At 59.1% G+C, this 21,688-nt stretch carries 17 protein-coding genes and 1 pseudogene; 7 read left to right on the forward strand and 11 right to left on the reverse strand.

All coding sequences use genetic code 11. The annotated features are described in order from the left end of the window. The 7 genes from AO068_RS19960 to AO068_RS19990 all read right to left on the reverse strand — a co-directional run. Window positions 1-511, reverse strand: a 511-nt coding sequence (locus AO068_RS19960; RefSeq protein WP_152999753.1) for a filamentous hemagglutinin N-terminal domain-containing protein, incomplete at its 3' end; no start/stop codon positions are given. A gap of 39 nt (window positions 512-550) precedes the next feature. Further along, a complete protein-coding gene (locus AO068_RS19965) occupies window positions 551-2,260 on the reverse strand; it encodes a ShlB/FhaC/HecB family hemolysin secretion/activation protein (RefSeq protein ID WP_058401869.1) in 1,710 nt (569 codons plus the stop codon). A 698-nt stretch (window positions 2,261-2,958) separates the two neighbouring features. After that, window positions 2,959-4,200, reverse strand: coding sequence for a M20/M25/M40 family metallo-hydrolase (locus AO068_RS19970; protein WP_058401868.1), 1,242 nt, complete (start codon window positions 4,198-4,200; stop codon window positions 2,959-2,961). A gap of 73 nt (window positions 4,201-4,273) precedes the next feature. Then, a complete protein-coding gene (locus AO068_RS19975; protein ID WP_058409247.1) occupies window positions 4,274-7,327 on the reverse strand; it encodes an efflux RND transporter permease subunit in 3,054 nt (1,017 codons plus the stop codon). Next, complete coding sequence (locus AO068_RS19980) at window positions 7,324-8,391, reverse strand: efflux RND transporter periplasmic adaptor subunit (protein ID WP_058409248.1); 1,068 nt, start codon at window positions 8,389-8,391, stop codon at window positions 7,324-7,326. Before AO068_RS19980 ends, AO068_RS19975 begins: the two co-directional genes overlap by 4 nt. A gap of 82 nt (window positions 8,392-8,473) precedes the next feature. Continuing rightward, on the reverse strand, window positions 8,474-9,325 hold the full coding sequence (locus tag AO068_RS19985; protein WP_004665610.1) for a MipA/OmpV family protein: 852 nt from the start codon (window positions 9,323-9,325) through the stop codon (window positions 8,474-8,476). Between the two features lie 19 nt (window positions 9,326-9,344). After that, window positions 9,345-10,817 (reverse strand): efflux transporter outer membrane subunit, encoded by a 1,473-nt coding sequence (locus AO068_RS19990; protein ID WP_058409249.1) that lies wholly within the window; start codon window positions 10,815-10,817, stop codon window positions 9,345-9,347. 98 nt (window positions 10,818-10,915) lie between these two features. Here AO068_RS19990 and AO068_RS19995 point away from each other — a divergent pair, with 98 nt between their 5' ends. Both AO068_RS19995 and AO068_RS20000 read left to right on the forward strand, forming a co-directional pair. Beyond that, a complete protein-coding gene (locus AO068_RS19995) occupies window positions 10,916-11,605 on the forward strand; it encodes a response regulator (RefSeq protein ID WP_058409250.1) in 690 nt (229 codons plus the stop codon). 5 nt (window positions 11,606-11,610) lie between these two features. Beyond that, a complete protein-coding gene (locus AO068_RS20000; RefSeq protein WP_058409251.1) occupies window positions 11,611-12,786 on the forward strand; it encodes a sensor histidine kinase in 1,176 nt (391 codons plus the stop codon). 23 nt (window positions 12,787-12,809) lie between these two features. Here the strand turns inward: AO068_RS20000 and AO068_RS20005 are convergent, their stop codons facing one another. Continuing rightward, on the reverse strand, window positions 12,810-14,297 hold the full coding sequence (locus AO068_RS20005; RefSeq protein ID WP_058401863.1) for a SulP family inorganic anion transporter: 1,488 nt from the start codon (window positions 14,295-14,297) through the stop codon (window positions 12,810-12,812). A gap of 391 nt (window positions 14,298-14,688) precedes the next feature. Between AO068_RS20005 and mapR the strand changes: the two genes are divergently transcribed. From mapR to AO068_RS20030, 5 genes and pseudogenes are all read left to right on the forward strand, one after another. Then, complete coding sequence (gene mapR, locus AO068_RS20010; RefSeq protein ID WP_058409252.1) at window positions 14,689-16,098, forward strand: GntR family transcriptional regulator MpaR; 1,410 nt, start codon at window positions 14,689-14,691, stop codon at window positions 16,096-16,098. Window positions 16,099-16,701: 603 nt separating this feature from the next. Beyond that, entirely contained in the window at window positions 16,702-17,637 is a 936-nt protein-coding gene (locus AO068_RS20015) for an aldo/keto reductase (RefSeq protein ID WP_058409253.1), read from the forward strand. A 65-nt stretch (window positions 17,638-17,702) separates the two neighbouring features. Further along, a complete protein-coding gene (locus AO068_RS20020; protein WP_058401860.1) occupies window positions 17,703-18,182 on the forward strand; it encodes a (R)-mandelonitrile lyase in 480 nt (159 codons plus the stop codon). Between the two features lie 125 nt (window positions 18,183-18,307). Further along, on the forward strand, window positions 18,308-18,970 hold the full coding sequence (locus AO068_RS20025; protein ID WP_122258102.1) for a carboxymuconolactone decarboxylase family protein: 663 nt from the start codon (window positions 18,308-18,310) through the stop codon (window positions 18,968-18,970). 2 nt (window positions 18,971-18,972) lie between these two features. Next, window positions 18,973-19,653: pseudogene (locus AO068_RS20030) on the forward strand (alpha/beta hydrolase); the annotation flags it as partial. 125 nt (window positions 19,654-19,778) lie between these two features. Here AO068_RS20030 and AO068_RS20035 read toward each other — a convergent pair. From AO068_RS20035 to AO068_RS20045, 3 genes are read right to left on the reverse strand one after another with little or no spacing between them, the layout of a single operon-like run. Further along, complete coding sequence (locus AO068_RS20035; protein WP_003435885.1) at window positions 19,779-20,096, reverse strand: YciI family protein; 318 nt, start codon at window positions 20,094-20,096, stop codon at window positions 19,779-19,781. A gap of 26 nt (window positions 20,097-20,122) precedes the next feature. Then, window positions 20,123-20,755, reverse strand: coding sequence for an FMN-dependent NADH-azoreductase (locus AO068_RS20040; protein ID WP_003371994.1), 633 nt, complete (start codon window positions 20,753-20,755; stop codon window positions 20,123-20,125). A 55-nt stretch (window positions 20,756-20,810) separates the two neighbouring features. Further along, the gene (locus AO068_RS20045) at window positions 20,811-21,656 is read right to left on the reverse strand and encodes an alpha/beta hydrolase (RefSeq protein ID WP_122265413.1); all 846 of its coding nucleotides are present in this window, start codon (window positions 21,654-21,656) and stop codon (window positions 20,811-20,813) included. Window positions 21,657-21,688 lie beyond the last annotated feature (32 nt).

Below are 21,688 nucleotides of genomic sequence, written 5' to 3' on the forward strand. Positions count from 1 at the left end.
GGGTATTGATGAAACCGCAGCCGTTGCAACTGATGCCATACGGGTTGGCGACAATGACCCGCGCCGCTTGCCCGGCCACTTCCGTGTAGCCCCTGAGTTGGCTGGCGTTGGCCCCGACTACTTCGTTAAGAATGGTGGTAGCGGCCGTGCCGCGCAGGTTGGAGTTGCCAACGATGATGCCGCCCAGTTGGGTGCTCTGGGTCTGGTTCGTGGAGTTGTTGAGGATGACGCCCTGACTGTCGACGTTGTACTGCTGGAACTGGTTGTGCGACAGGCCGCTGGCATTGGGCGTGGCAATGTTGACGATGGGCACGCCATTACCGGCTTGGCTCAGGCTGGTATTAGGCCCGCTGACCACGATGCCTTCGGCCTGAACCAGCAATGGCTGCCAGAACAGGGCATTGGCCAGAATCAGCGCGAGGCCGCGTTTGGGCATTCCCCAAAAGGACTGGCGCTCAATCAGCACAGCAGAAGGCTGACGAGCAAGCAGAGCCAGTTGGTGAACGTCCATGTAAATGACCTCGGAACAAGTAGGTTGAATACGGTGTGGTTAGAGGAAAAAGTCCATACGGAAATAGATCGGCGCTTCGCGCTCGATCACATCGGGACGTTCCAGGGAATGAGCGAACGTCACTGAGGCAGCAACGTGCTGACCTCGGGTAAACAGCTCGAACGAGTTGCTCGACAAGCGACCATGCTGGTCGCCGTTGTAACGGTCGTTGCGGATCACGCCCTGGTCGTAACCGGCAGCAGCGCCATATTCGGCGAACACCGGGCGCAGCCAGTCCAGCGTGACCGGGCGGGTCAGGCGTACTTCATTGCGCCAGTAGCCACCGCTGTCGCCAGACAGAAACTCATCCTTGTAACCGCGCACCGACGACGACCCGCCCAGGCTGGTACGTTGCGAGCTGAACAACACATCTTCGCTGCGCTGCCCGGTGGCCAGGCTGGTGAAGCTCAGGTTCTCGCCCCACAGCTGAAAAGGGTGCAGGTAGCTAAGGGTGCCGGTGTATTTGCGATAACGCGCATCGGCCTGGCCCGGGCCAGGATCATGGCTACCCTGCGCATCCAGCGCGCCGATGCCCTGCTGCATGCCCAGGTCGATGTTGATGAACGCCGAACCGACCCGTCGACCGTGGTTGATGCCGAACTGCGCCTCGGTGATGCGGTTGCTGCTGAGCGCCAGTTTGCTGTCTTCTACATAATTGTTGGTGCGCAGGTAGGACAAACCGGCATTGAGCGAGGTCTTGCTCAGCGCGTCGCGGTACACGACCCGCTCGGCCTTGAACTGGTGGTTCTGGCTGTCGCCGTCCTGCTTGAAGTTGATGTTCGAGGCCTGGGCCACCGAGCGGTATTCGCTGGTGTTGTACAGATAGCTGAATGTCCACCAGCCCCAGGGCAAACTGTAGGCAAGCGAGGCATTGCGCGAGGCTTTCTGCCGGTCGCTGATCGCGTCGTGGCCGCCGCGCAGGCTGAACTGATCGGCCAGCCCCAGCGGATTGTCCCATTCAAGCCCGGCGTTCCATTGTTGCTCACCGGTGCTGCGTTGCCCCTCGTTGGTACGCGACAGGTTGGCTCGCCACGGTTTTTGCGGAGTGTTCTTGACCACCACATCGCTGCCGCCGACGACCTGGCCGGGGGTCAGTTCCATCTGCGCCTGGTTGGACGGCAGACGGTTGAGCTGATCGACCATCTGCTCGATTTCGCGCAGGTTGACCATCTCGCCTTCCCTGCCGGGAAAGGTCATGGCCAGCTCACGCGCCGACAGACCGCTGGCAGCATCGCCACGCAGATGCTCCAGCTTGCCTTCAATGACCAGCACTTGCAGGTCGCCTGTAGACAGGTCCTGTTGCGGCAGATAGGCGCGAGTCGTCACCAGGCCTTTTTCAAGGTAATGATCGGTGATGACTTTCAGCAACTCGTTGAGCTGGGCGACGCCAAGGCAATTGCCTTGATACGGCGCGATCAGCTCATCACGCTCGGCGGGCGACAGTGAATCAGCGCCCTTGAGCTCTATACGCTGAATGGTGAAGCAGCGGGTGTCAGCAGGCGCGCCTGGTACCGCGGGTGCAGCTTGTTTGCCCGGCAGGTCCTTGAGGTCTTCAAGACGACGGCGTTGCTCTTCGAGCAAGCGGTCCTGACGATCACGAATGAGGTCTTGTTCGCCTGGCAAACTGGCGGGAGGGCTGGCTGCAAGCAAGGGGAACGGCGCAATGGCGAGCATGAGCAGCAGGGCCACTCTGGGAGCATGAGGGTACACGGTGCGTCCTTGCAGTAGCATATTGATATCAAAAGGTGGGCAATATTAGAACGCCATCATCATGACGTCAAATATTTGTATCGACCCTGTATCCGATTTGTTGAACTTTTTTTGAAATTGATTTTGACAGTACCGACCTCTAGCCCGCATCAAAGGATCGTGTGCTTAGTTTTGATAGGCGACAGCGTATCTTTTCGGCATAGCATTAAGGTCATAATTAAATATATGCAGAAATGCTAATCGGCTAGCACACGAAAACCGCCTCGCGCCAAGGCAGCGGACGCACTGATAAAATGGCCATGGTTTAAAGCAAATAGGTGAAAGCACGCTGATCCTCCAAGGCTCTGGAGCCGCAACGACGGTCTTTCTGTATCGCTAAGGTGTAAATAAAGAGGCTGCAGGTTATCGGTCAAACCCTGCAATGTGGCGCATGAGTAAACACGGGATGGGTCATAACAACTAGTTGTCGGCAAATACCCGACAATGAACCGCTATTCCAGCCGCCTCCCGTTGTATGCACTATCGGGGGCGCTGCAGTCTTGTATCTGTTTAAAAGCGCGTTATGGACTCTAAAGCCTCCCGTGCCTTGCGCTCCTCGTTATACACAATCTAACTGCTTATTGTTCCACTGCGGAGCGCGAGGAACGAGAAGCGTGCGGAAAACACTTCTCATTACCCTGCGCGAGAGGCTTTTCGAGTCACTGTTGCCCGGACAACTTCATGATCATCCGCGACAGCAGGTAGATCCGTGGCGCCACACTGCCCACCTCGGCGTACTCTTCAGGCGTATGGATGTTGCCACCGACGATGCCAAAACCATCCAGTGTTGGCGTTCCTACGCTGGCAGACAAACTTGAATCAGCCGCCCCGCCGCTGCTCTCGATGGTCAGGGTGCGCCCCAGCTCACCGTAGATGCCCTGTGCCATCGCGACCAAAGCATCGGACTGCGGCGTCTGCGGCATTGGCGGCAAGCCACGGACCAGACTGGTCTTGACCTCGGTGTCAGGCACCAGTTTGTTGGCCGACACCCTGGCCAGGTCCTGCTCGACGCGGTCGAACTCTTCCGGCACGGCGGCACGCACATCGGCCTTGGCGCTGGCCTGATCAGGAATCACGTTGGTGCGGTCACCCGCCTTGAGCACGGTAAAGTTGACGGTGGTCTTCTTCTCCTCATCGCCCAGTTTGCCGAGTTGCAGGATCTGATGCGCAACCTCGGTGGCAGCGTTACGCCCCAGTTCCGGCGCAACGCCCGCGTGCGAGGCTTTGCCCTTGACTTCGACCAGTGCCGTCGCAGACCCCTTGCGCCACACCACCAGACCATCGGCAGGACGACCCGGCTCCAGGTTGAGCGTCACGTCATGCTCCTTCGCGGTTTTCTTGATCAGCTCGGTAGCGACACCTGAACCGGTTTCTTCGCTGGCGTCGAGCAACACCGTGATCTGCGCGTAGTCAGTGAATTTCAGGTTGTGCAGAACCTTCAATGCGTAGATGGCCGCCACAATGCCGCCCTTGTCATCCATCACACCAGGGCCATAGGCACGACCATCCTTGATATGAAACGGACGCTCGGCCGCAGAGCCTTCCTTGAACACGGTGTCCATGTGTGCCATCAGCAGAATCTTCGCCTTGCCGGTGCCTTTCAGGGTAGCGACTACATGATTGCTGGCCTCGGGCGTATTCGGAACGAGCTCGATAGTGGCACCGAGCTTTTTCAGTTCCTCAATCGCGATATCACTGACTTTGGTCAGGCCCGGTACATACCCGGAGCCTGAATCGATGTTCACCAGACGCTCCAGCAGCTGCAAGGCTTCGTCCTTGTATTGCTCGGCATCGGCCTGAATCGCCTTGTGCGGTTCGGCCATGGCCGCTGGTGCCAGAGCTGTCAACGCAAGTGCCAGGGCGAGATGAGCGGCCAGTGGCGAGCGGGAGAATGAGCGCATGTTGTTCCGTCCTTGTGTTCATTTCGTCGAGGTTTTCAGGACCATACCTTACACAAGCACCGGCCGTCATGAGTCAACTCGCGGTACGCCAGCGTTCGAACGTGTCAAACAGCAGCCCATACAGAATCGGGATCAAGCCCAGCGTCACCAGTGTGCCCAACGCCAGCCCGCCCATGATAGTGATTGCCATACCCTCCCAGAGCGGGCCGGCAAAAAGCATCAGTGGGACCAAGCCGATGATGCAGGTCAGTTTGGTCATCACGATCGGCCGCAAACGCTTGATCGCTGCGTTGACCACCGCCTCACGAACAGACAGCCCGTGCCCGCGCTCAACCTCGATGCGTTCGAGCAATAGCACCGCGTTGTTGACAATAATCCCGGCCAGCGACAGCAGCCCGAACGTCGCCATGAAGCCGAACGGGTATCCGGTGAGCACCAGCGCCAACGACACGCCGATGAGCACAAAGGGCACACTGGAGATGACGATCAGCAGCTTGCGAAACGAATTGAACTGCCACACGAACAACAACAGCATCGCCACCAGCGCGTGCGGCATGTACTGCAGAAGCGCCTGGTTGGCTTCGGCCGAATCCTCTATTTCGCCACCCAGTTCGATGCGATACCCCGCTGGCATGTTTAGCGTCGCAATCTGTGGCGCCAGATGCTCAATGATCGAGGTGGCGGTCAACGACGGGTTGTGTCCGACCACAGTGATCGCACGCTCCAGATTGCGGCGCTGAATGGTCGATGCCTCGGCCTGGGGCTCGACCGTCGCGATGGCGGACAACATCAGCGGTGCCGCCCCGGAAGCCGGGTAAATCAACGTACTGTCCAGATCATTGGCAGGCGTAATCGGTGTGCCCTGCTCACGAGCCACAATCGCCACAGCCGTTTCACCATCCTGCAGCGATGACACAGACAGCCCGGTGTTCCTCAGTTGCAGGGCCTGAGCGATGTCCTGAGTGGAAACACCGGCATGCAGCGCCTTGTACTGATCGACGACTACGTCATAACGCAGCAGCCGGGTACGCCAGTCATCATGTACGTCCAGGGTTCCGGGCAACGCCGACAAGGCTTGCTCGATTTTGCGGGCAATATTTCGCAGCACTTTTTCGTCAGGGCCAATGACCCGGTAGACCGCAATCCCGGCTTCGGTGGTGCCCATGGAAAACCGCTTGGGCTGCGCTTCAACTTCAGGGTGCTGGGTCAGGATGAAGTGCCGGGTTCGCTCAATGACTGCATCGAGGTTGGCACCGTCGCGCACGCTGACCGTGAAGTAGGCAATATTCGGTGCGGGCAAAGGCGGATTGAGCCCCAGAACAATTCTCGGCCCGCCATTGGCGACATAGCCGATGCTGTGTTTGACGTCCTGATCGCTGCTCAGCCACTGACTGATATCGCGCACGGCCTGAGACGTGGCACGCGAGCTGCTGCCGGGCTCCAGCACCAGCGGAATCTGGAACTGCATGCGGTCGGACTTGGGCAGAAAGTCGTAGGGCACCTGGGTCAGCACAACGACCGCAACCGTCAGCAATCCCAGCATGCTGGTGATGAAGATCAAGGAGTGATTCAGCAGACTCTCGATGACTTTTCGATAGCCTCGATAGAACACCGATGCATACTCATCGGCGTTGTCAGTCGCACCTGAGACTGCCGGTGCCTTGGCGAAGTAAAAGCATAACAGGGGCGTCACGGTGATGCTGAGCAGCCACGAGCTGATCAGCGTGGTGGCGAGCACAATCGCCAGCGAACGCAGGTATTCGTTAGTGCTGGTCTGCCCCAGAAAGAACGGCGAAAACGCCAGCACAATGACCAGTGACGAAGTCAGCAAGGGGATCATCAACGTACGCCCGGCTTCCTCACAGGCCCGCCGTCGGTCCTCCCCGGCGTGCAGACGCCGCTCGATGTCCTCGGCGATGACAATGCCATTGTCCACCAGCAGCCCGAGGGCCAGGATGATCGCGGCAATCGACACCGTCTGCAGTTCTATCCCCAGCGAGCGCATGACCAGCAATGTACTCAGGATGGTCAGGGGCACAATCACCCCGACCACCAGGCCGGTACGCCAGCCCAGAAACAGCATGACCACACACATCACGATAACGACCGTTTCGGCCATGACGTGATACATCTTGTTCATTTCGTGCTGAACCACGCTGGACTGAAACGTCACGATGTGCAGGGTAAAACCCGCTGGAAGTTGTTGTTCCAGCTCACCGAGCTTTTTGCGCAGAGCGGCACCGAACGTCTGGACATTGAGCCCGGGCTGCATCGAAACGGCCAGCACCACAGCATCCTGCCCTTGATAGATCGCTTCGGTTTCCGGCGGGTCGACAGGGCTCACCGATATTCGGGTCAGGTCATGCAACGCTACCATCTGCCCGCCGGGCAACTGCACGGGAAACTGACGAAGCTGATCCAGCGACAGCACCTCGCCGCTGACCGAGAGCGTGGTGCTCTGTTGCCCGATGACCGGGTTGCCTCCCGGCGCGATCAGGTTGCGGTTTTGCAATTGCTGGAGCAACTGCTGCGGCGAAAGCCCGGCTGCCGCCAGTGTCTGGTGATCGAAGTCGAGGTAGATTCGCTCGTCCTGCAGGCCATACAGCTCGACCTGATCGACACCCTTGAGCTCATAAAGCTGATTGCGCAGGCGTTTTATCGGCGCACGCATCTCGCTCATGGTAAAACCCGGCGCCGTCAACGCAACGGAAGCCACTGCCACGCGACCGAAATCATCGTCCACAAAGGGCCCTTGGGTGCCAGCCGGGAAGACGCCGTTCGTTTCGCTCACCTTCGCCCGGAGTCGTTGCCACAGCAGCCCCAGATCCTTGATGGTGTCATACGCCGTGACTTGCACAATCACCCGGCCTGGCTGGACCGTGGTGACAATGTTCTTGATCTCGGCCAGTTCACGGATACGTTCTTCGAGTGGCCTGGCAAGCAGCTCTTCCGTCCGCTCGGTGGAGAGTCCTGGCAGGGATACGCTGACCAGTGCGTCGCGAACCGTCACCGAAGGTTCTTCCTGCGACGGAAACCCCAAAAAGGTCGCGACACCGGCGAGCAAAATCAGGAAGGCCGCAAACAGGGTCAGGCGGCTCGCGCTCATTGCGCGGTAGGTAAGACTCATTGCGTGCCCCCGGTCAAACGTGTGCCAGGCTGAAACAGAGTGACGGTCTCGCCGTCCTGCAGGAAAGCAGCGCCGGCAGTGACCACTCGCTCCCCGACAGCCAGGCCGCTGGCGATCAACGCCCGGCCATCTTTAACCGTACCCAGCGAAACAGAGCGGATGGCGACTGTTCCGCCTGGCTGGTAAACAAAGACCTCGGCGGCGTTGCTGCCGGTGCCCATCCACAACGCCTGGACCGGGACCGACAAGGGCTGTGTGCCGGTATCGGGATGCATCTGCACCAGCAGCGTGACGCCGCTGGGCAATCTACTGGCAGGTCGCAGCACACGAAACACAGCCGTTCTGACCAGCCCGTCATCGGCACGGGGTGAGATGCCTTCGAGTGCCAGATCAAACCCTGAAGTGCCGTCTGCCGTGCTTGAGGCTCTGGCCAGGTCACCAGGTTTGAGCGTTTCGGCAAGCGCCAGCGGAACAGCAGCCACCACCTCCTGCCCGGCAGCGGATTCGATGTCCAGCACCACTTGCCCGGCGGGCAACACGGTGCGCGGCTGTGCATGCCGTGCGACTACTAGCCCGGCAAAGGGTGCGATCAAACGGGTGCGGTCCAGCTCGCGATGGGCCAGAGCCTGTTCGGCCTGGGCCCGGACCTGCTCGGCTTTGGCTTGCTCGCTGGATGCCAGGGCCGACTCGACAACACTCTGGGCGACACTGCCTGCCGCGAGCAGACGCTTCTGACGCTGATAATTAAGCTCACGTTCAACCGCCTGCGCTCTGGCCAGACGCAGACTGGCCTGCGCCTCTTGCAGACGCAGCTGCGCAGGCTGTCGGTCAATGCTGGCGAGCACCTGATCCTTTTCAACGGTATCGCCAATGTCGACCCGCAGTTCTGTCAGGGTGCCTGCCGATTCAAACGCCAGACTGGCGCGCTCCTGCTGCCGAACGGTGCCGATAAAGCGCACCGTGGTTCCCTCTCCTGCCCGTGCAGCTTCAACCTTGACGGCACGGATGGCCGAGACGCTGGCCGTATGTTTATCGCTGCACCCACTGACCATCAGGGCGATCATTACGATACTGCAAGCGTGTAAAACACATCGCTGTAGATCAGGAAACCCATCGGGATGTAATCGCATGGCAGGCTTCACCCCTTTAGAAGGCGTAGTTCAAGGCAATCAAACCGCTGCCTTCGGCATCGGTCTCGACCAGCGGGCTGCCGCGGGTCTGATCGGTGTAGTGAGTCACACCGACGCTTGCAACGGTTGACCAGTGGGCATCAAAGGTGTGCTGCCAGGCGAGCGCAGCCGAGTACGCGTAAATCCCGCTGTCTGCCGTGAACCTGGAAAAGCCGGTGCGCTGGCTCTGGATCGGGCTCACACCGAAGTAGGTCTGGTTGTAACGGCCGTCACCGGCATGCGCATCGATATCCAGCGTCACCGTATCGGTCTGGCTGTGGTAGGCGATGCCCTCAAAACCCAAGCGGTAACGATTGCCACGCTTTTCACCGGCCACACGCAGTTCGGCCTCGGCACTGGCCGACAACCACGGTGTGAGCTGTTGAGAGATCATGAAGTCGCCAACCGTTGCACCTTTGACGGTGCCCATCCCTATGAGCTCATTGGAACCAGGGCGGTTTGTACTGTTTTTCTCGGTACGGCCGAAATCGTAGTTGAGCGCTGCGCTGGCCCCGAACCCGGAATCCGACTGCCATTGCAGCCCCACTCCCCGCGCGGTATCCGCAAAAAAGATGCCGCGCTGGACGGTGAGCATCGGCAACACCTGACTGCGGTATTCATCGGCCCCCATGTAGCGCGGCAGCACGGCCATACCGAGGCCGAAATTGACGTTGAACCTGTCGCCGAAAATGGACTGGCTTTGCGTGGACGCGCTGTCCTGAGCACAGGCCTGACCGACCAGTGTCATGGCCACTGAGGCGATCAACACGCCAAGCGCAGGCTTGAGCAGTGCAGGACGAACGTGAGGACGAGCGATTTCAGGACTCATGGTGATACTCCGGTTTCATTCAGGATTGAGGGGGGGTTGTCGGTTCTGCGCCGCGAAGCACTCGAAACAGGTCGATCCGGTTTTGTTGCAGCTCATCGAGTGACTTGCGACCGGCTGCATCGGCTTCGGCGATACGGATGGTGGAGCCCAGCAATGCCGTGCGTTCGGCAGCACCGGCATTGAGCTCGAAGGACAGGCGGCGCACTTTTTCCTGGACCAGCGCGACGCGCTCGATCTCGTTGCGAACATGGCCCAGGGCCTGCTGACGACGGGTCAGCACACCGGCCATTTCACGGAAGGCGTTCTGAATGGCTTTTTCATACTCGGCGACCGCGATCTGCTGGCGCACATGCGCCAGATCCAGGTTGGCCTGATTACGCCCGCCGTCGAACAACGGCAGGTTCAGTTGCGGGGAGAACAGCCAGGTACCGCTGCCATTGCTGAACAGCGTGCGCAGACTGTCGCTTTGCAGGCCTACGCTGGTACTGAGTTTTATGGACGGAAAGAATGCAGCACGGGCGGCTCCAATATTGGCGTTGCTGGCCTTGAGTGCTTCTTCGCGCTGACGAATATCAAAACGCTCAAGCAGACGCTGAGACGGCAGATTCGACAGCCAGGCCGGTGTCTCGACCAGCGCGGCGGTCAGCGCTGGCGTTTCCGGCGTGGTGGCTGGCAACACTGCCGAGTAGCCGGTGAGCAGCAGCAAAGCCTGGGAAGCGTTCGCGTGATCGCTTAGCGCATCCTGCACCTGCTGCTGTGCAGTCAAGGTTTCAAGGCGCTGCGCCATCAGATCGTCGAGTGAAATGGCACCCTGGCGCTGCTGCTCTTCGGCGGCCTTTACCAGCATCAGCCGGGCGTCATGAACGGTCTGCGCATCCTGCTGCACGGCGGCGGCCAGACGCTCGGCCAGCCAGGCGCGAGCCACTTCGGCAACCAGCGCACTGCGCGCCGCCTGCTGGCCATACGTGCTGGCCAGATAATCATGCCGCGCGGCCTCGGACAGGCTGCGCACGCGCCCAAAAAAATCCAGCTCAAAGTCCGAGACGCCCACCGATGCTATGGAAATGTCCTGACCATAACGCTCATCGGCAGCCGCATTATCGAAGTGCTGGCGGTTACGCTGGACGCCTGCGGCAATTGTCGGAAAACGATCGGCACGGGTTATGCCGCGCATCGCCCTGGCTTCATCCACTCTCAGCAACGCCACGCGAAAATCGCGATTGAACGTCAGGGCTGATTGCAGCAGAGCCCGCAATTCACCCTTTGGCGACAGCTCGGCAGCCAGCGCTTCTTCGTCCGCAGTCAGCGCGATGGCAATGGACGCATCACCGGCCGGGACGACAGCAGACAACTGGTTTGCAGGAACCGGCAAGGCCGGGCGCTGATACTCGGGAATCAACGAGCAACCCGAAAAAACCAGGCTCAGCAGCATAGCCAGGCAACAGCATCCGAGGTTGCGGATACGCTTGGACAGCGGTGTACTCATCAGCATAGGATCTGTCCGCGACAGTGGGCTCTGGACGCAATCCTGAACGTCGACTTTCAATAAACCGTTCGTGAATTATCAAGATTTGATCAAGAGGCATTCTTGTGTCAGGAAAACGCATTCTGATCGTCGAAGACGATGCCGACAGCGCCAGCATTCTCGAGGCTTATCTGCGTCGTGACGGGTTCAGCGTAGGGCTGGCCGAAAACGGGCAGCGCGGTATCGATATGCATCGCCAGTGGAAACCCGACCTGATTCTGCTGGACGTCATGCTGCCGCTGGTCAGTGGTACGGACGTGCTGTCGGCGGTGCGCCGTTGCAGCGACACACCGGTGATCATGGTCACGGCCATGGGCGACGAACCGGAAAAGCTCGGTGCATTGCGCTACGGGGCTGACGATTACGTGGTCAAGCCCTACAACCCCAAGGAAGTAGTGGCCCGTGTGCACGCGGTGCTGCGCCGCTCCCAGCAGAACGCCAGTAACGACCGCCATTTGCGTTACCAGAACCTGCTGGTGGACCTGGATGCAGTCACCGCCATCATTGAAGGACACGACGGCACAGACACACTGCTCGACCTGACACCCACCGAGTTCAAGATCCTTTCGACCTTGCTGAAAACACCCTCCAAAGCCTTCACCCGCGAAGAATTGCTGGAAATCTGCCTGCCCGACAGCGAGGCGCTGGCCAGGGTTGTCGATGCGCACGTGCACAATCTGCGTCGCAAACTCGAAATTCAAGGCGTGGATAATGTGCTGGTGACTGTCCGCTCTGTCGGCTATCGATTCAGGTGAGCCTCATGCGACGTTTCTTCAGACACCGGCAGAAACCTTTATGGCACTGGGTCGGCATGCGCATGAGCATGCTGGCCGTCGGCGCAGTCATCGTGATCGCGTTCTGCATGTGGCTGCACGTCACGGTGTCTGACTGGCTCACATTGCAGGCAATGCCAGCCGATGTGCGCACGGAGTTCGTGAGGTTGCAGGCCGAACCTGCCATGGACATGGTCAAGCTTCGCGAGCTGTTCTTTGAGTATTACCCGATCGAAAACCTGCTGCCGGGCATCGCCAACAAGGAGTGGTGGGTATTGGCAGCGCTGGTGATGATGGCCATCCCGATCATCATCTTTTTCGGCTTTCTGTTCTCCCGCCCGCTTTCCAGCCAGTTCTCTTCGATTGCCAAGGGCGCGCGTCAGGTCGCCCAGGGCGACTTCAAGACGCGCCTGCCCATGAGCGACAAAGACCCGGACGAGCTACAGGCGCTGGTCAGCGACTTCAACACCATGACTACCCAACTGGGCCGTTACGAACTGGAGGTCAGCGAGTCCAGCGCGATGATCGCCCATGAACTGCGCACGCCACTGAACGCGGCCATGGGGCGCATTCAGGGCATGATCGATGAAGTGTTCCCGCGCGATCTGGCACAACTGGAAATGGTCCACCGCCAGCTCAACCAGTTGAACAAACTGGTGAGCGATCTGCACCTTCTCTCACTGGCCAGCGCTGGCCAGCTGACCCTGGACAAGACGGTATTTTCCCTTGAGAAACTGGTGGCCGAACGCCTGAGCTGGTTTGCCACACAGCTCGATGAAGCGGGCGTTGTCGTGACGATCGACATCCCCCAACGACTGACCGTCACCGCCGACCGTGACCGGATCGGCCAGGTGGTCAATATTCTCGTCGATAATGCGCTGCGCTACTCGGCGATGGGCGGTGAACTGCTGATTGTCGGCAGGGCCCGCGCACGGAGCATGGAACTGACCGTCTCCGACCGCGGGCCCGGCTTCGGCTCGGAAAACCTTGAACAGGTGTTCGACCGTTTCTGGCGCGCCGAACGTTCGCGGGCGCGCTATTCGGGAGGCAGCGGCCTTGGCCTGTCCATCGCCCGGGCTATTTGCCTCGAGCATGACGGCACTATCGGGGTGCGCAACAGGCCTGGCGGCGGGTCGGTGATCCGCCTGGAAATCCCGGCCTGACCCTGCTGACCCGAACCTGCGGATCAATGCCCCATCAACGAATCGATAGCGTCCGGTTTGTCGTGCACGCCAAACCGATCCACCAGCGTGGCCGTCGCCCGGTTCATACCTACAACGTCCACACTGATACCCGCCCTCCTCAGCTTGAGCACCACCTTGTCCAGCGCGGCAACCGCAGTGATGTCCCAGAAATGCGCCTCGCGCAGATCAATGGCGAGTGTTTCGACGTTTTCGCGCAGGTCGAAGGACGCCATGAAGCGCTCGGCAGAAGCAAAAAACACCTGACCGGTCACGTAATAAGTGCGGTGGCTGTGCTCGGGGTCGCGTTGCGAAGTGACATCGAGATAACGGGCGATCTTGCTGGCAAAGAACATCGCGGCCAGCAGAGAACCCACCAGCACGCCGTAGGCGAGATTATGGGTGGCGACCACCACGATGACCGTCACGACCATCACAATATTGGTCGAGAGCGGGTACTGTTTAAGGTTGCGGATCGACTCCCAACTGAACGTACTGATCGACACCATGATCATCACCGCCACCAGTGCTGCCATCGGAATACGCGCCAGCCAGTCGCCCAGAAACAGCATCATGATCAACAGCAGCAAGCCCGCGCTGAGGGTCGAGAGTCGCGTTCTGCCCCCCGACTTCACGTTGATCATTGATTGGCCGATCATCGCGCAACCGGCCATGCCGCCGATCAGACCACTGGCGATATTGGCAATGCCCTGCCCTTTGCACTCACGATTCCTGTCGCTGGCGGTATCGGTCAGATCATCGACAATGGTTGCGGTCATCATCGACTCAAGCAGGCCCACCACCGCCAACGCCGCGGAATACGGCAGGATGATCCACAGCGTGTCGAGATTCAGTGCAACGTCCGGCCACATGAACACCGGCAGGCTGTCAGGCATTGCGCCCATGTCACCGACTGTTCGTACATCAAGGCCCATGTAAATGGACATTGCCGTAAGCAGCAGAATGCACACCAGCGGCGACGGCAGCAGTTTGCCCAGCAATGGCAGGCGCGGGAACAGATAGATAATCGCCAGGCCCGCCGCCGTCATCGCATAGACCGGCCAGGTCGCATGGGTCAGTTCTGGCAGTTGGGCCATAAAAATCAGAATCGCCAGCGCGTTCACAAAGCCGGTCACGACTGATCGTGAAACAAAGCGCATCAGTTCTCCGAGGCGCAAATACCCCGCAACAATCTGCAGCACGCCGCACAGTAAGGTGGCGGCCAGCAAATACTGAAGCCCGTGCTCTTTGACCAGATTCACCATCAGCAATGCCATCGCACCTGTAGCCGCAGAAATCATCGCCGGGCGCCCGCCCACGAACGCGATGACCACGCAGATACAGAACGACGCGTAAAGCCCGACTTTCGGGTCTACCCCGGTGATGATGGAGAACGCGATGGCCTCTGGAATCAGGGCCAATGCAACGACAAGCCCGGCCAATACATCGGCACGAACGTTGGAAAACCACGTAGCTTTGATTTTTTCGAGCATGGAAATACCTGTGTCGAACACAGCGGGACGCGCAGCAGCGAATGCCGGACGTACGTGTGCATCGGTTTTCGAATGAGTAGTGATGGAGGTGGCGGCGACCGTAAAACGGACACAGCGACAGGCGACCGCAGTCAGTGGCAGTCAGGGTGTGGCGAGGGGGCGAAGCGCTAAGGCGGCGTAGGCAGCCAGCTGGAACGGGACAAAAGTGATTCCTTCGATGGGTCGCAGGACGTGAGCATCATAGCCCCATCCGTTTGAGGGGTTCAAGACGCAGATGCCTGCCCGACAGCGACACAGCGCAGCTGATATGCTTTTTCCAGGATAACTTGCCCCTGTTTGCAAAGGCGGTTTTCACTCATGATGCAGCCATCATTTGCCCCCGATGCCTTCTATGAAACGCTACGAAAAATTCGCCGCCGACATTTCGGAAATGATTCGCAGCGGCGTGTTGCCCGCCGGTGAGAAAGTCCCCTCCGTCAGGGTTGCCAGTCGCACCTATTCGGTGAGCCCCGCAACCGTCTTCAAAGCGTATTACCTGCTGGAAGACAAAGGCCTGATTCAGGCTCGCGCACGCTCCGGGTATTACGTGCGCGAGCATGCTGCCAATGCGCTGACCGAGCCTGAACTGGTCAGGCACACCAGCGAAGGCACCGAACTGGGCGTCAGCGACCTGATTTTTTCCGTGCTTGGCTCGCTCAAGAACCCGGACACCGTCCCTTTCGGCTCGGCATTTCCCAGCCCGCACCTTTACCCATTGCCGCGCCTGGCCAAGTCGATGTCTTCAGCGGTGCGGGCGATGACGCCAGCGGGCATTGTCAGCGACATGACCACCGGGAACTCCGAACTGCGCCGCCAGGTTGCTCTGCGCTACATGATCAGTGGCGTGCGCCTGCCCGCCGACGAACTGGTGATCACCAACGGCGCGATGGAGGCCCTGAACCTGTGTCTGCAATGCGTCACCGAGCCCGGCGACCTGGTCGCCATCGAAGCACCTGCTTTCTATGCCTGCCTTCAGGTACTGGAGCGGCTCAAGCTGAAAGCCGTCGAAATCCCCGTGCATCCGCGTGACGGCGTGGATCTGGACTCTTTGCAGGACAGCCTGACACGCCTGCCGATCAAAGCCTGCTGGTTCATGAGCAGCTTCCAGAACCCACTGGGCGCGAGCATGACCCAGGCGAAAAAACTCAGGCTCTACAACCTGCTGGAACGGCAGCAGATCCCGCTGATCGAGGACGATGTGTACGCCGAGCTGTATTACGGCGCCAATGCCCCCCATCCGGTCAAAAGCCTGGATCGCAGCGGGCTGGTGATGCACTGCAGCTCGTTTTCCAAGACCCTGGCTCCCGGCTACCGTGTCGGCTGGGTGGCAGGCGGACGTCATACCGAACAGATCAATCGGCTGAAACTGATGACCACCATTTCACCCTCTGTCCCCGCCCAGGCAGCGATTGCCGACTACCTCAAACATGGCGGCTACGATCGCCACCTGCGCAAATTGCGCGACACCCTCGAACTGCAACAAGGCGCGATGCTGGCCGCCGCCGCTCGTTATTTCCCGGCAGCGACACGCGTCACCCGCCCCGCTGGCGGGTACTTTCTGTGGTTCGAATTTCCCGAGCAAGTAGACTCGCTGCAGGTGTTCCAGATGGCCCTGGCCCAAGGTATCAGCCTGGCACCCGGCCCGATCTTCTCGGCCTCGCAGCGCTTCAAGAACTGCGCACGCCTGAACTACGGCACGCCCTGGGATGAACGCAGCGAGCAGGCCATGGCGATGCTTGGACGAATCATCGCGTCGTTCTGAAGTGTTTACGTTCGGCCCACGTACAACTGATCCGTATTTTTAAGCTGTTTCTGAATCTGTACCAGAATCTGCCTGCGCAGGATAATGGCCACGCATTAAAACGCGCAGGACAACCGTCATAGACCGGAACCTGCGACTCGTTACAGACAGATCGATCAGCAGGAGACGCTCATGGGCAAGCTCGGACTTTCATTGATAGGTTTTTTGTTGCTGGCAATAGCGGTGGGTTTGCTGGGGACTATTTCGCCGTATTGAGCATTGATTACCGCCGTCATGCTCATCGCTCACGTTTATACACACACGTCCTGATGACTATCGCGCCCATGCTGCGCATTGGCGCGAAAATCTGCTCCAGACTCGTTCAGCAGCCGATTAATTAGTTTTCCTCATATACCCTTGCCGATTTACCCGTCTAGTACCTCAGCCTTCCCTCGCATAACTTCCTCTCGACCGATGTTGCTGCAGTGCAATCGTCACTGAGAACAGCCCATTCATGTTTTTTCGCCCGCGAGCTGTGCTGGTTCGCTCCACGGGAGGCACACGACGCAAAAACGCAATTTAGGCAACAGTTCTCTTCAGGTATCGGCGCTGGGCCTTGGCTGCATGAGCATGACCTCGGCCTACGGCCCGGCCGCCGACCGGCAGGCCATGATCAGCCTGATCCGCAGCGCGCACGAGCGTGGGGTCAACTTCTTCGATACCGCGGAAGCCTACGGCCCGTTCAGCAACGAAGAGCTACTGGGCGAAGCCTTGCAGCCGATTCGTGATCACGTGGTCGTCGCCACCAAATTCGGCTTCGACATCGACCTGATCAGCGGTGCCAGAGGCGCGGGCACGAACAGTCGCCCGGAGCATATTCGCGCCGTTGCCGAAGCGACGTTGAAGCGCCTGCGCACTGACCGCATTGATCTTTTCTACCAGCACCGCGTCGACCCCGCCGTCCCCATCGAAGATGTCGCAGGCACCGTCAAAGACCTGATTGCCGAGGGCAAGGTCAAGCACTTTGGCCTGTCCGAGGCGAGTATCGATACCGTTCGCCGCGCCCATGCGGTGCAGCCGGTGACAGCCGTGCAGAGCGAATACTCGCTGTTCTGGCGTGGTCCCGAGCAGGACCTTCTGCCTGGGCTTGAAGCACTCGGGATCGGCTTCGTGCCGTTCAGCCCAATGGGTGCGGGGTTCCTGACCGGAAAGATCGACGAGCACACGCAGTTCGATGCCTCGGACTTTCGCAGCGTCGTACCGCGCTTTTCCCAGGACGCACGCAAGGCCAACATGGCGCTGGTCGACGTCGTCAAGGCGGTTGCCCAGCGCAAGAACGCTACGCCTGCGCAAGTGGCGCTGGCCTGGCTGCTGGCCCAAAAGCCCTGGATCGTACCGATACCCGGCACCACGAAACAACACCGTCTTGATGAAAACCTCGGGGCCGTCGAGCTGGAACTGACTGCGGAGGACCTGCACATGATTCACGAGCAGACAGACCGCATCGCTCTGCTCGGTGATCGCCTGCCCGAAGCGGCGCTGAAGATGACCGGTCTGTGACCGCACATTGATCAAGGCTGCTGCCGATGCGCAGCAGCGTCCCTTCCCTGTCAGGAATTATTCCGATGAAAACCCTGATTGCTCTGCCTGTCGTCTTCTCGTTGGTCACTGGAGTGGCGCATGCCGAGCAGTCCGCGGACATCCGCATTACCCGTGCAGGCACGCAGCCTTCCATTCAAGGCAGCGCCGAAAACTTTACCGGCGCAGTGCGTGTTGACAGCCTGTTCAAGGCAGACAGTCCAGCCCGCATTGGCGGTGGCACCGTGACCTTCGAACTTGGCGCACACACTGCCTGGCACACCCATCCGCTCGGGCAAACGCTCATCGTGGTTGCCGGTGTCGGCTATGTGCAAAAAGAAAGTGGGCCTCGTCAGGAAATACGTCCCGGGGACATCGTCTGGATCCCACCGTCGGTACGCCACTGGCACGGAGCGACGGCCACCAACGGGATGACGCATATCGCGCTGGCAGAAGCTTTGGAAGGTAAAGCTGTTACATGGGCCGAAAAGGTCTCCGACGCAGAATACGAGGGCATGCGCCAATGACACCGTCGCTTTTCGGCTCAGTAGTTCATCGCAGATCCCGGCCTCTGGCTGCCTTGCTGGCAGCGTGCCTCGGGTTGGGCAATGTAACGGCCGCCGTCGCTCAGGAGCATGCGCCAGCGCCTGCCATGACAAACACGACGCCACCGGCTGGCACGCTGTCTGGCAAGCAGCAAGCCATTCCATTGATCGCCGCGTTCATGGCTACCAACGATATGCCAAAGCTTGACTCGGCGCTGAATCAGGGGCTCGACGCGGGCCTATCCATCAGTGAGGCCAAGGAGATTCTGGTTCAGCTCTACGCCTATGCCGGGTTTCCACGCAGCCTCAATGCGCTGGGCGAACTGATGCAAACGGTCGAGGCGCGCAAACAGCGCGGTATTCAGGACGCACCCGGAAACGAACCCGGCCGGGCGATCCCCACAGGCGAGGCGTTGCGTGAGGCAGGAGTAGCCAATCAGACATGCATTTCCGGCGGCACCGTCAAAGGGCCTTTATTCGACTTCGCCCCTGTCATCAATCAGTTCCTGCAAACCCATCTGTTCGGCGACATCTTCGAGCGCGACAACCTCGACTGGCAAAGCCGCGAGCTGACCACGGTCGGCGCCCTGGCAGCAACGCCGGGTGCCGAGCCGCAGTTGCGTTCCCATATGCTGGCGAGCATGAGGGTGGGTTTAAGCGCTGCACAGTTGCGCGAAGTGACCAACATACTTGCCGAACAGGCAGATGAAACCATTGCCAGACGCGCACGCGAGGCGCTGACACAAGCACTCGAAACGTCAAAGGAATGATCATGAACATGGCAAGAAACCTTCTGGCGCTTGCTATGGCGGGCATGCTGGCAGCCTGCGCGGTGAGTTCCAGCGAACCGGGCAACAACAGCGCGCCACTGGCGATCCAGAAACAAGGCAGCTTTACCGCCGGTGGCGAGATGATCACTGCACCGGGCACGTTCAACCCGCGCAAACCCATGCAGCCCGATGGCCAGACTTACCACGGGGATCATGCCTATGTGTTTTATCAAGTGCCGGTCAACGCACGAAAACTGCCAATCGTCATGTGGCACGGCGCAGGTCAGTTCTCCAGGACCTGGGAAACTACCGCTGATGGCCGTGAGGGTTTTCAGAATATATTTCTGCGGCGCCGGTTCGGCGTCTACCTGATCGATCAGCCGCGCCGCGGCGACGCCGGTCGCAGCATGGTCGAAGCGACACTAAAACCCACACCGGACGAGCAACTCTGGTTCAACCAGTTCCGCATCGGCCTGTGGCCCGAGTACTTCAATGGCGTGCAGGTTGCTCGTGATCCCGGCACACGCGAGCAGTTTTTCAGGGCCATGACGCCAAACACCGGGCCATTCGATATGAACGTCATCTCTGACGGGGTATCGGCAATATTCGACAAGATCGGCCCCGGCATTCTGTTCACTCACTCCCAGGCGGGCGGCCCGGGCTGGCTGACNCCCGCCATAAAGGCGGGTTTTTTCTTGTTCAATGGCATTGCCTGGCAGCGTTGAAATACTGTCTGGCTCCACGAGCTGGACTTGAATAGAAGTATAGGCACCCAAAAATCACAAACGCTTATGCGAAAAACAACGCGCTAAACACGGTCTATGTACTTGGCTCCGCTGGCCCAATGGGCTGCGAAATCGGCAGAGCGCACTGCAGGATTACAACTCAGGATATCGAAAGTCGCCAACCGGTGAACATCGAACGGATCTTCGGCGACCATTCGTTGAATGTCCGCGATGTGTTCACCGTGCGCAAGGATGAAGCCCCCGTTCCCATCGGCGAGAGGGCCGGCAAACAGTACAGTTCCGGACTGTATATAGTTGACCAGCCACGCTTTGTGGGCGTCCAGATGAGCGTTGACTTCCTCAGCAGGACGAAGGTAAGTAAGTTTGATAGCAAATAGCATAAAATCAAGCCTCCAGACTGGGTGAGTTATTGAGCAGGGACTGACAACCCTGCAATGACAGCGGACATTGCAGCGGTTGCTTTTTCAACGCCCTGATCTCGTACTGGTTGGCCTCTGGAAACGCCCTCAGCGCGGATGAAGTGGACATCGCTAATTCCCAGAAAACCAAAAAATGCCCTGAGATAGCTTTCCTGGAAGTCCATTTTTTGCAGTGGTCCGTCCGCGTAGAATCCCCCACGAGCCGAGACCACGATGACGCGTTTGCCGCCGGACAAACCTACAGGGCCATGTTCTGTGTATTTAAAAGTTCGTCCGACCTGAGCGATCCTGTCCAGCCAGGCCTTTAGCTGGCTCGATACGCTGAAATTGTACATAGGAGCACCGATAACCAGCACATCGCTCGCCAGGAACTCCATAACCAGGATTTCTGACAGTTGATGCTCCTGCAGAATGGCCTCCGGAAAATCATTGATCCCGGTTTGCCGGAACCCTGCTGCAATAGGACCCGTGAGATGCTTCAACTCATCATCGACCAGGTCTCGGTACTTCACATGAGCCTCGCGGTGGCTGCCTTGAATGTGTGCAACAAGGGTCGAGGAAAGTGCACGGGTTATGGAGTTGCTGCCCATTATGCTTGAGTCAATATGCAGTATTTTCATGCTTGAGGCCCTTGAGATAAGTAATGGTTGTTGTCAAAAAAGCCGTGAACACTTTTCATCGTCCGGCTTCTCTGGCGGCGTGATCAATGAACTTGGCTACCGTATCGGGATGAGAAACTAGTGACAGATGGCTGGATCGAATTGATAAGGTCTGCGCTCCAATCTGTTTCGCGATAGCCCGCTGTACCGACGGTAAAAGCGCCTTGTCATCCGTTGTTTGCAAGTACCAGCTTGGCTTGTCGTGCCACGCCGCGTGCTGGATCTTCTCCGCGAAACAGGCTGCTGCGATAGGCTGTTGGACTGATGCAAGCAACTGCGCTTTTTTCATCGGCAAGTCCGCCGCCATGACGAGATGAAACTGCGCGGGATCGTCCAGCCAAAGCCAACCCTCCTCATCGGGTGTCAGGCCAGTCATAGGTGCATTCAGTCGCTGCAGGAGGCCCGCTGCTGATTCACCGCTGTCGGGCACCAGAGCGGAGAGATAGACCAGGCCCTTCACATTGGAGGCGTTACCGGCCTGTGTTATCACGGTGCCAGCCCATGAGTGCCCTACCAGGAGCACGTCGCCTTTTTGTCGGCGAAGCACGCGCTGCGTTGCCAAAACGTCATCTTGCAATGAGGTCATCGGGTTCTGCACTGCGGTGACGTAATAGCCCATGGCGGTCAGTTGCTTAATCACCGACGACCAGTTCGAGCCATCGGCAAATGCGCCATGTACCAGCACGATGTTGCGCACAGTGCCGTTAGGCAACGCAGCCATGGCCGGGCCACTGGAGAACAACAGCGATAAACCCAAGGCCAGGCCAAGCCGGCTCAGCCAGCTCAGCCAGCTCAGCCAGCTCAGTTGACTGGGACGTTTCTCTTCTTGACGCATGGAGTTCGTGTGGAGCGGCAGTTTCATGTCGGAGCGCCGTTGCAAATGACTGTGCACAG

Source organism: Pseudomonas sp. ICMP 3272, assembly GCF_001466905.1.
GTDB lineage: Bacteria > Pseudomonadota > Gammaproteobacteria > Pseudomonadales > Pseudomonadaceae > Aquipseudomonas > Aquipseudomonas amygdali.

Excerpts from the sequence above, each read along its gene's own strand:
- AO068_RS19990 (WP_058409249.1), bottom strand. The coding sequence starts at position 10,817 with ATGCTGATGAGTACACCGCTGTCCAAGCGTATCCGCAACCTCGGATGC.
- mapR (WP_058409252.1), top strand. The coding sequence starts at position 14,689 with ATGAAACGCTACGAAAAATTCGCCGCCGACATTTCGGAAATGATTCGC.
- AO068_RS20000 (WP_058409251.1), top strand. The coding sequence starts at position 11,611 with ATGCGACGTTTCTTCAGACACCGGCAGAAACCTTTATGGCACTGGGTC.
- AO068_RS20035 (WP_003435885.1), bottom strand. The coding sequence starts at position 20,096 with ATGCTATTTGCTATCAAACTTACTTACCTTCGTCCTGCTGAGGAAGTC.
- AO068_RS20025 (WP_122258102.1), top strand. The coding sequence starts at position 18,308 with ATGACAAACACGACGCCACCGGCTGGCACGCTGTCTGGCAAGCAGCAA.
- AO068_RS20015 (WP_058409253.1), top strand. The coding sequence starts at position 16,702 with ATGAGCATGACCTCGGCCTACGGCCCGGCCGCCGACCGGCAGGCCATG.
- AO068_RS19985 (WP_004665610.1), bottom strand. The coding sequence starts at position 9,325 with ATGAGTCCTGAAATCGCTCGTCCTCACGTTCGTCCTGCACTGCTCAAG.
- AO068_RS19970 (WP_058401868.1), bottom strand. The coding sequence starts at position 4,200 with ATGCGCTCATTCTCCCGCTCGCCACTGGCCGCTCATCTCGCCCTGGCA.
- AO068_RS19975 (WP_058409247.1), bottom strand. The coding sequence starts at position 7,327 with ATGAGTCTTACCTACCGCGCAATGAGCGCGAGCCGCCTGACCCTGTTT.
- AO068_RS20020 (WP_058401860.1), top strand. The coding sequence starts at position 17,703 with ATGAAAACCCTGATTGCTCTGCCTGTCGTCTTCTCGTTGGTCACTGGA.
- AO068_RS20040 (WP_003371994.1), bottom strand. The coding sequence starts at position 20,755 with ATGAAAATACTGCATATTGACTCAAGCATAATGGGCAGCAACTCCATA.
- AO068_RS20005 (WP_058401863.1), bottom strand. The coding sequence starts at position 14,297 with ATGCTCGAAAAAATCAAAGCTACGTGGTTTTCCAACGTTCGTGCCGAT.
- AO068_RS20045 (WP_122265413.1), bottom strand. The coding sequence starts at position 21,656 with ATGAAACTGCCGCTCCACACGAACTCCATGCGTCAAGAAGAGAAACGT.
- AO068_RS19980 (WP_058409248.1), bottom strand. The coding sequence starts at position 8,391 with ATGATCGCCCTGATGGTCAGTGGGTGCAGCGATAAACATACGGCCAGC.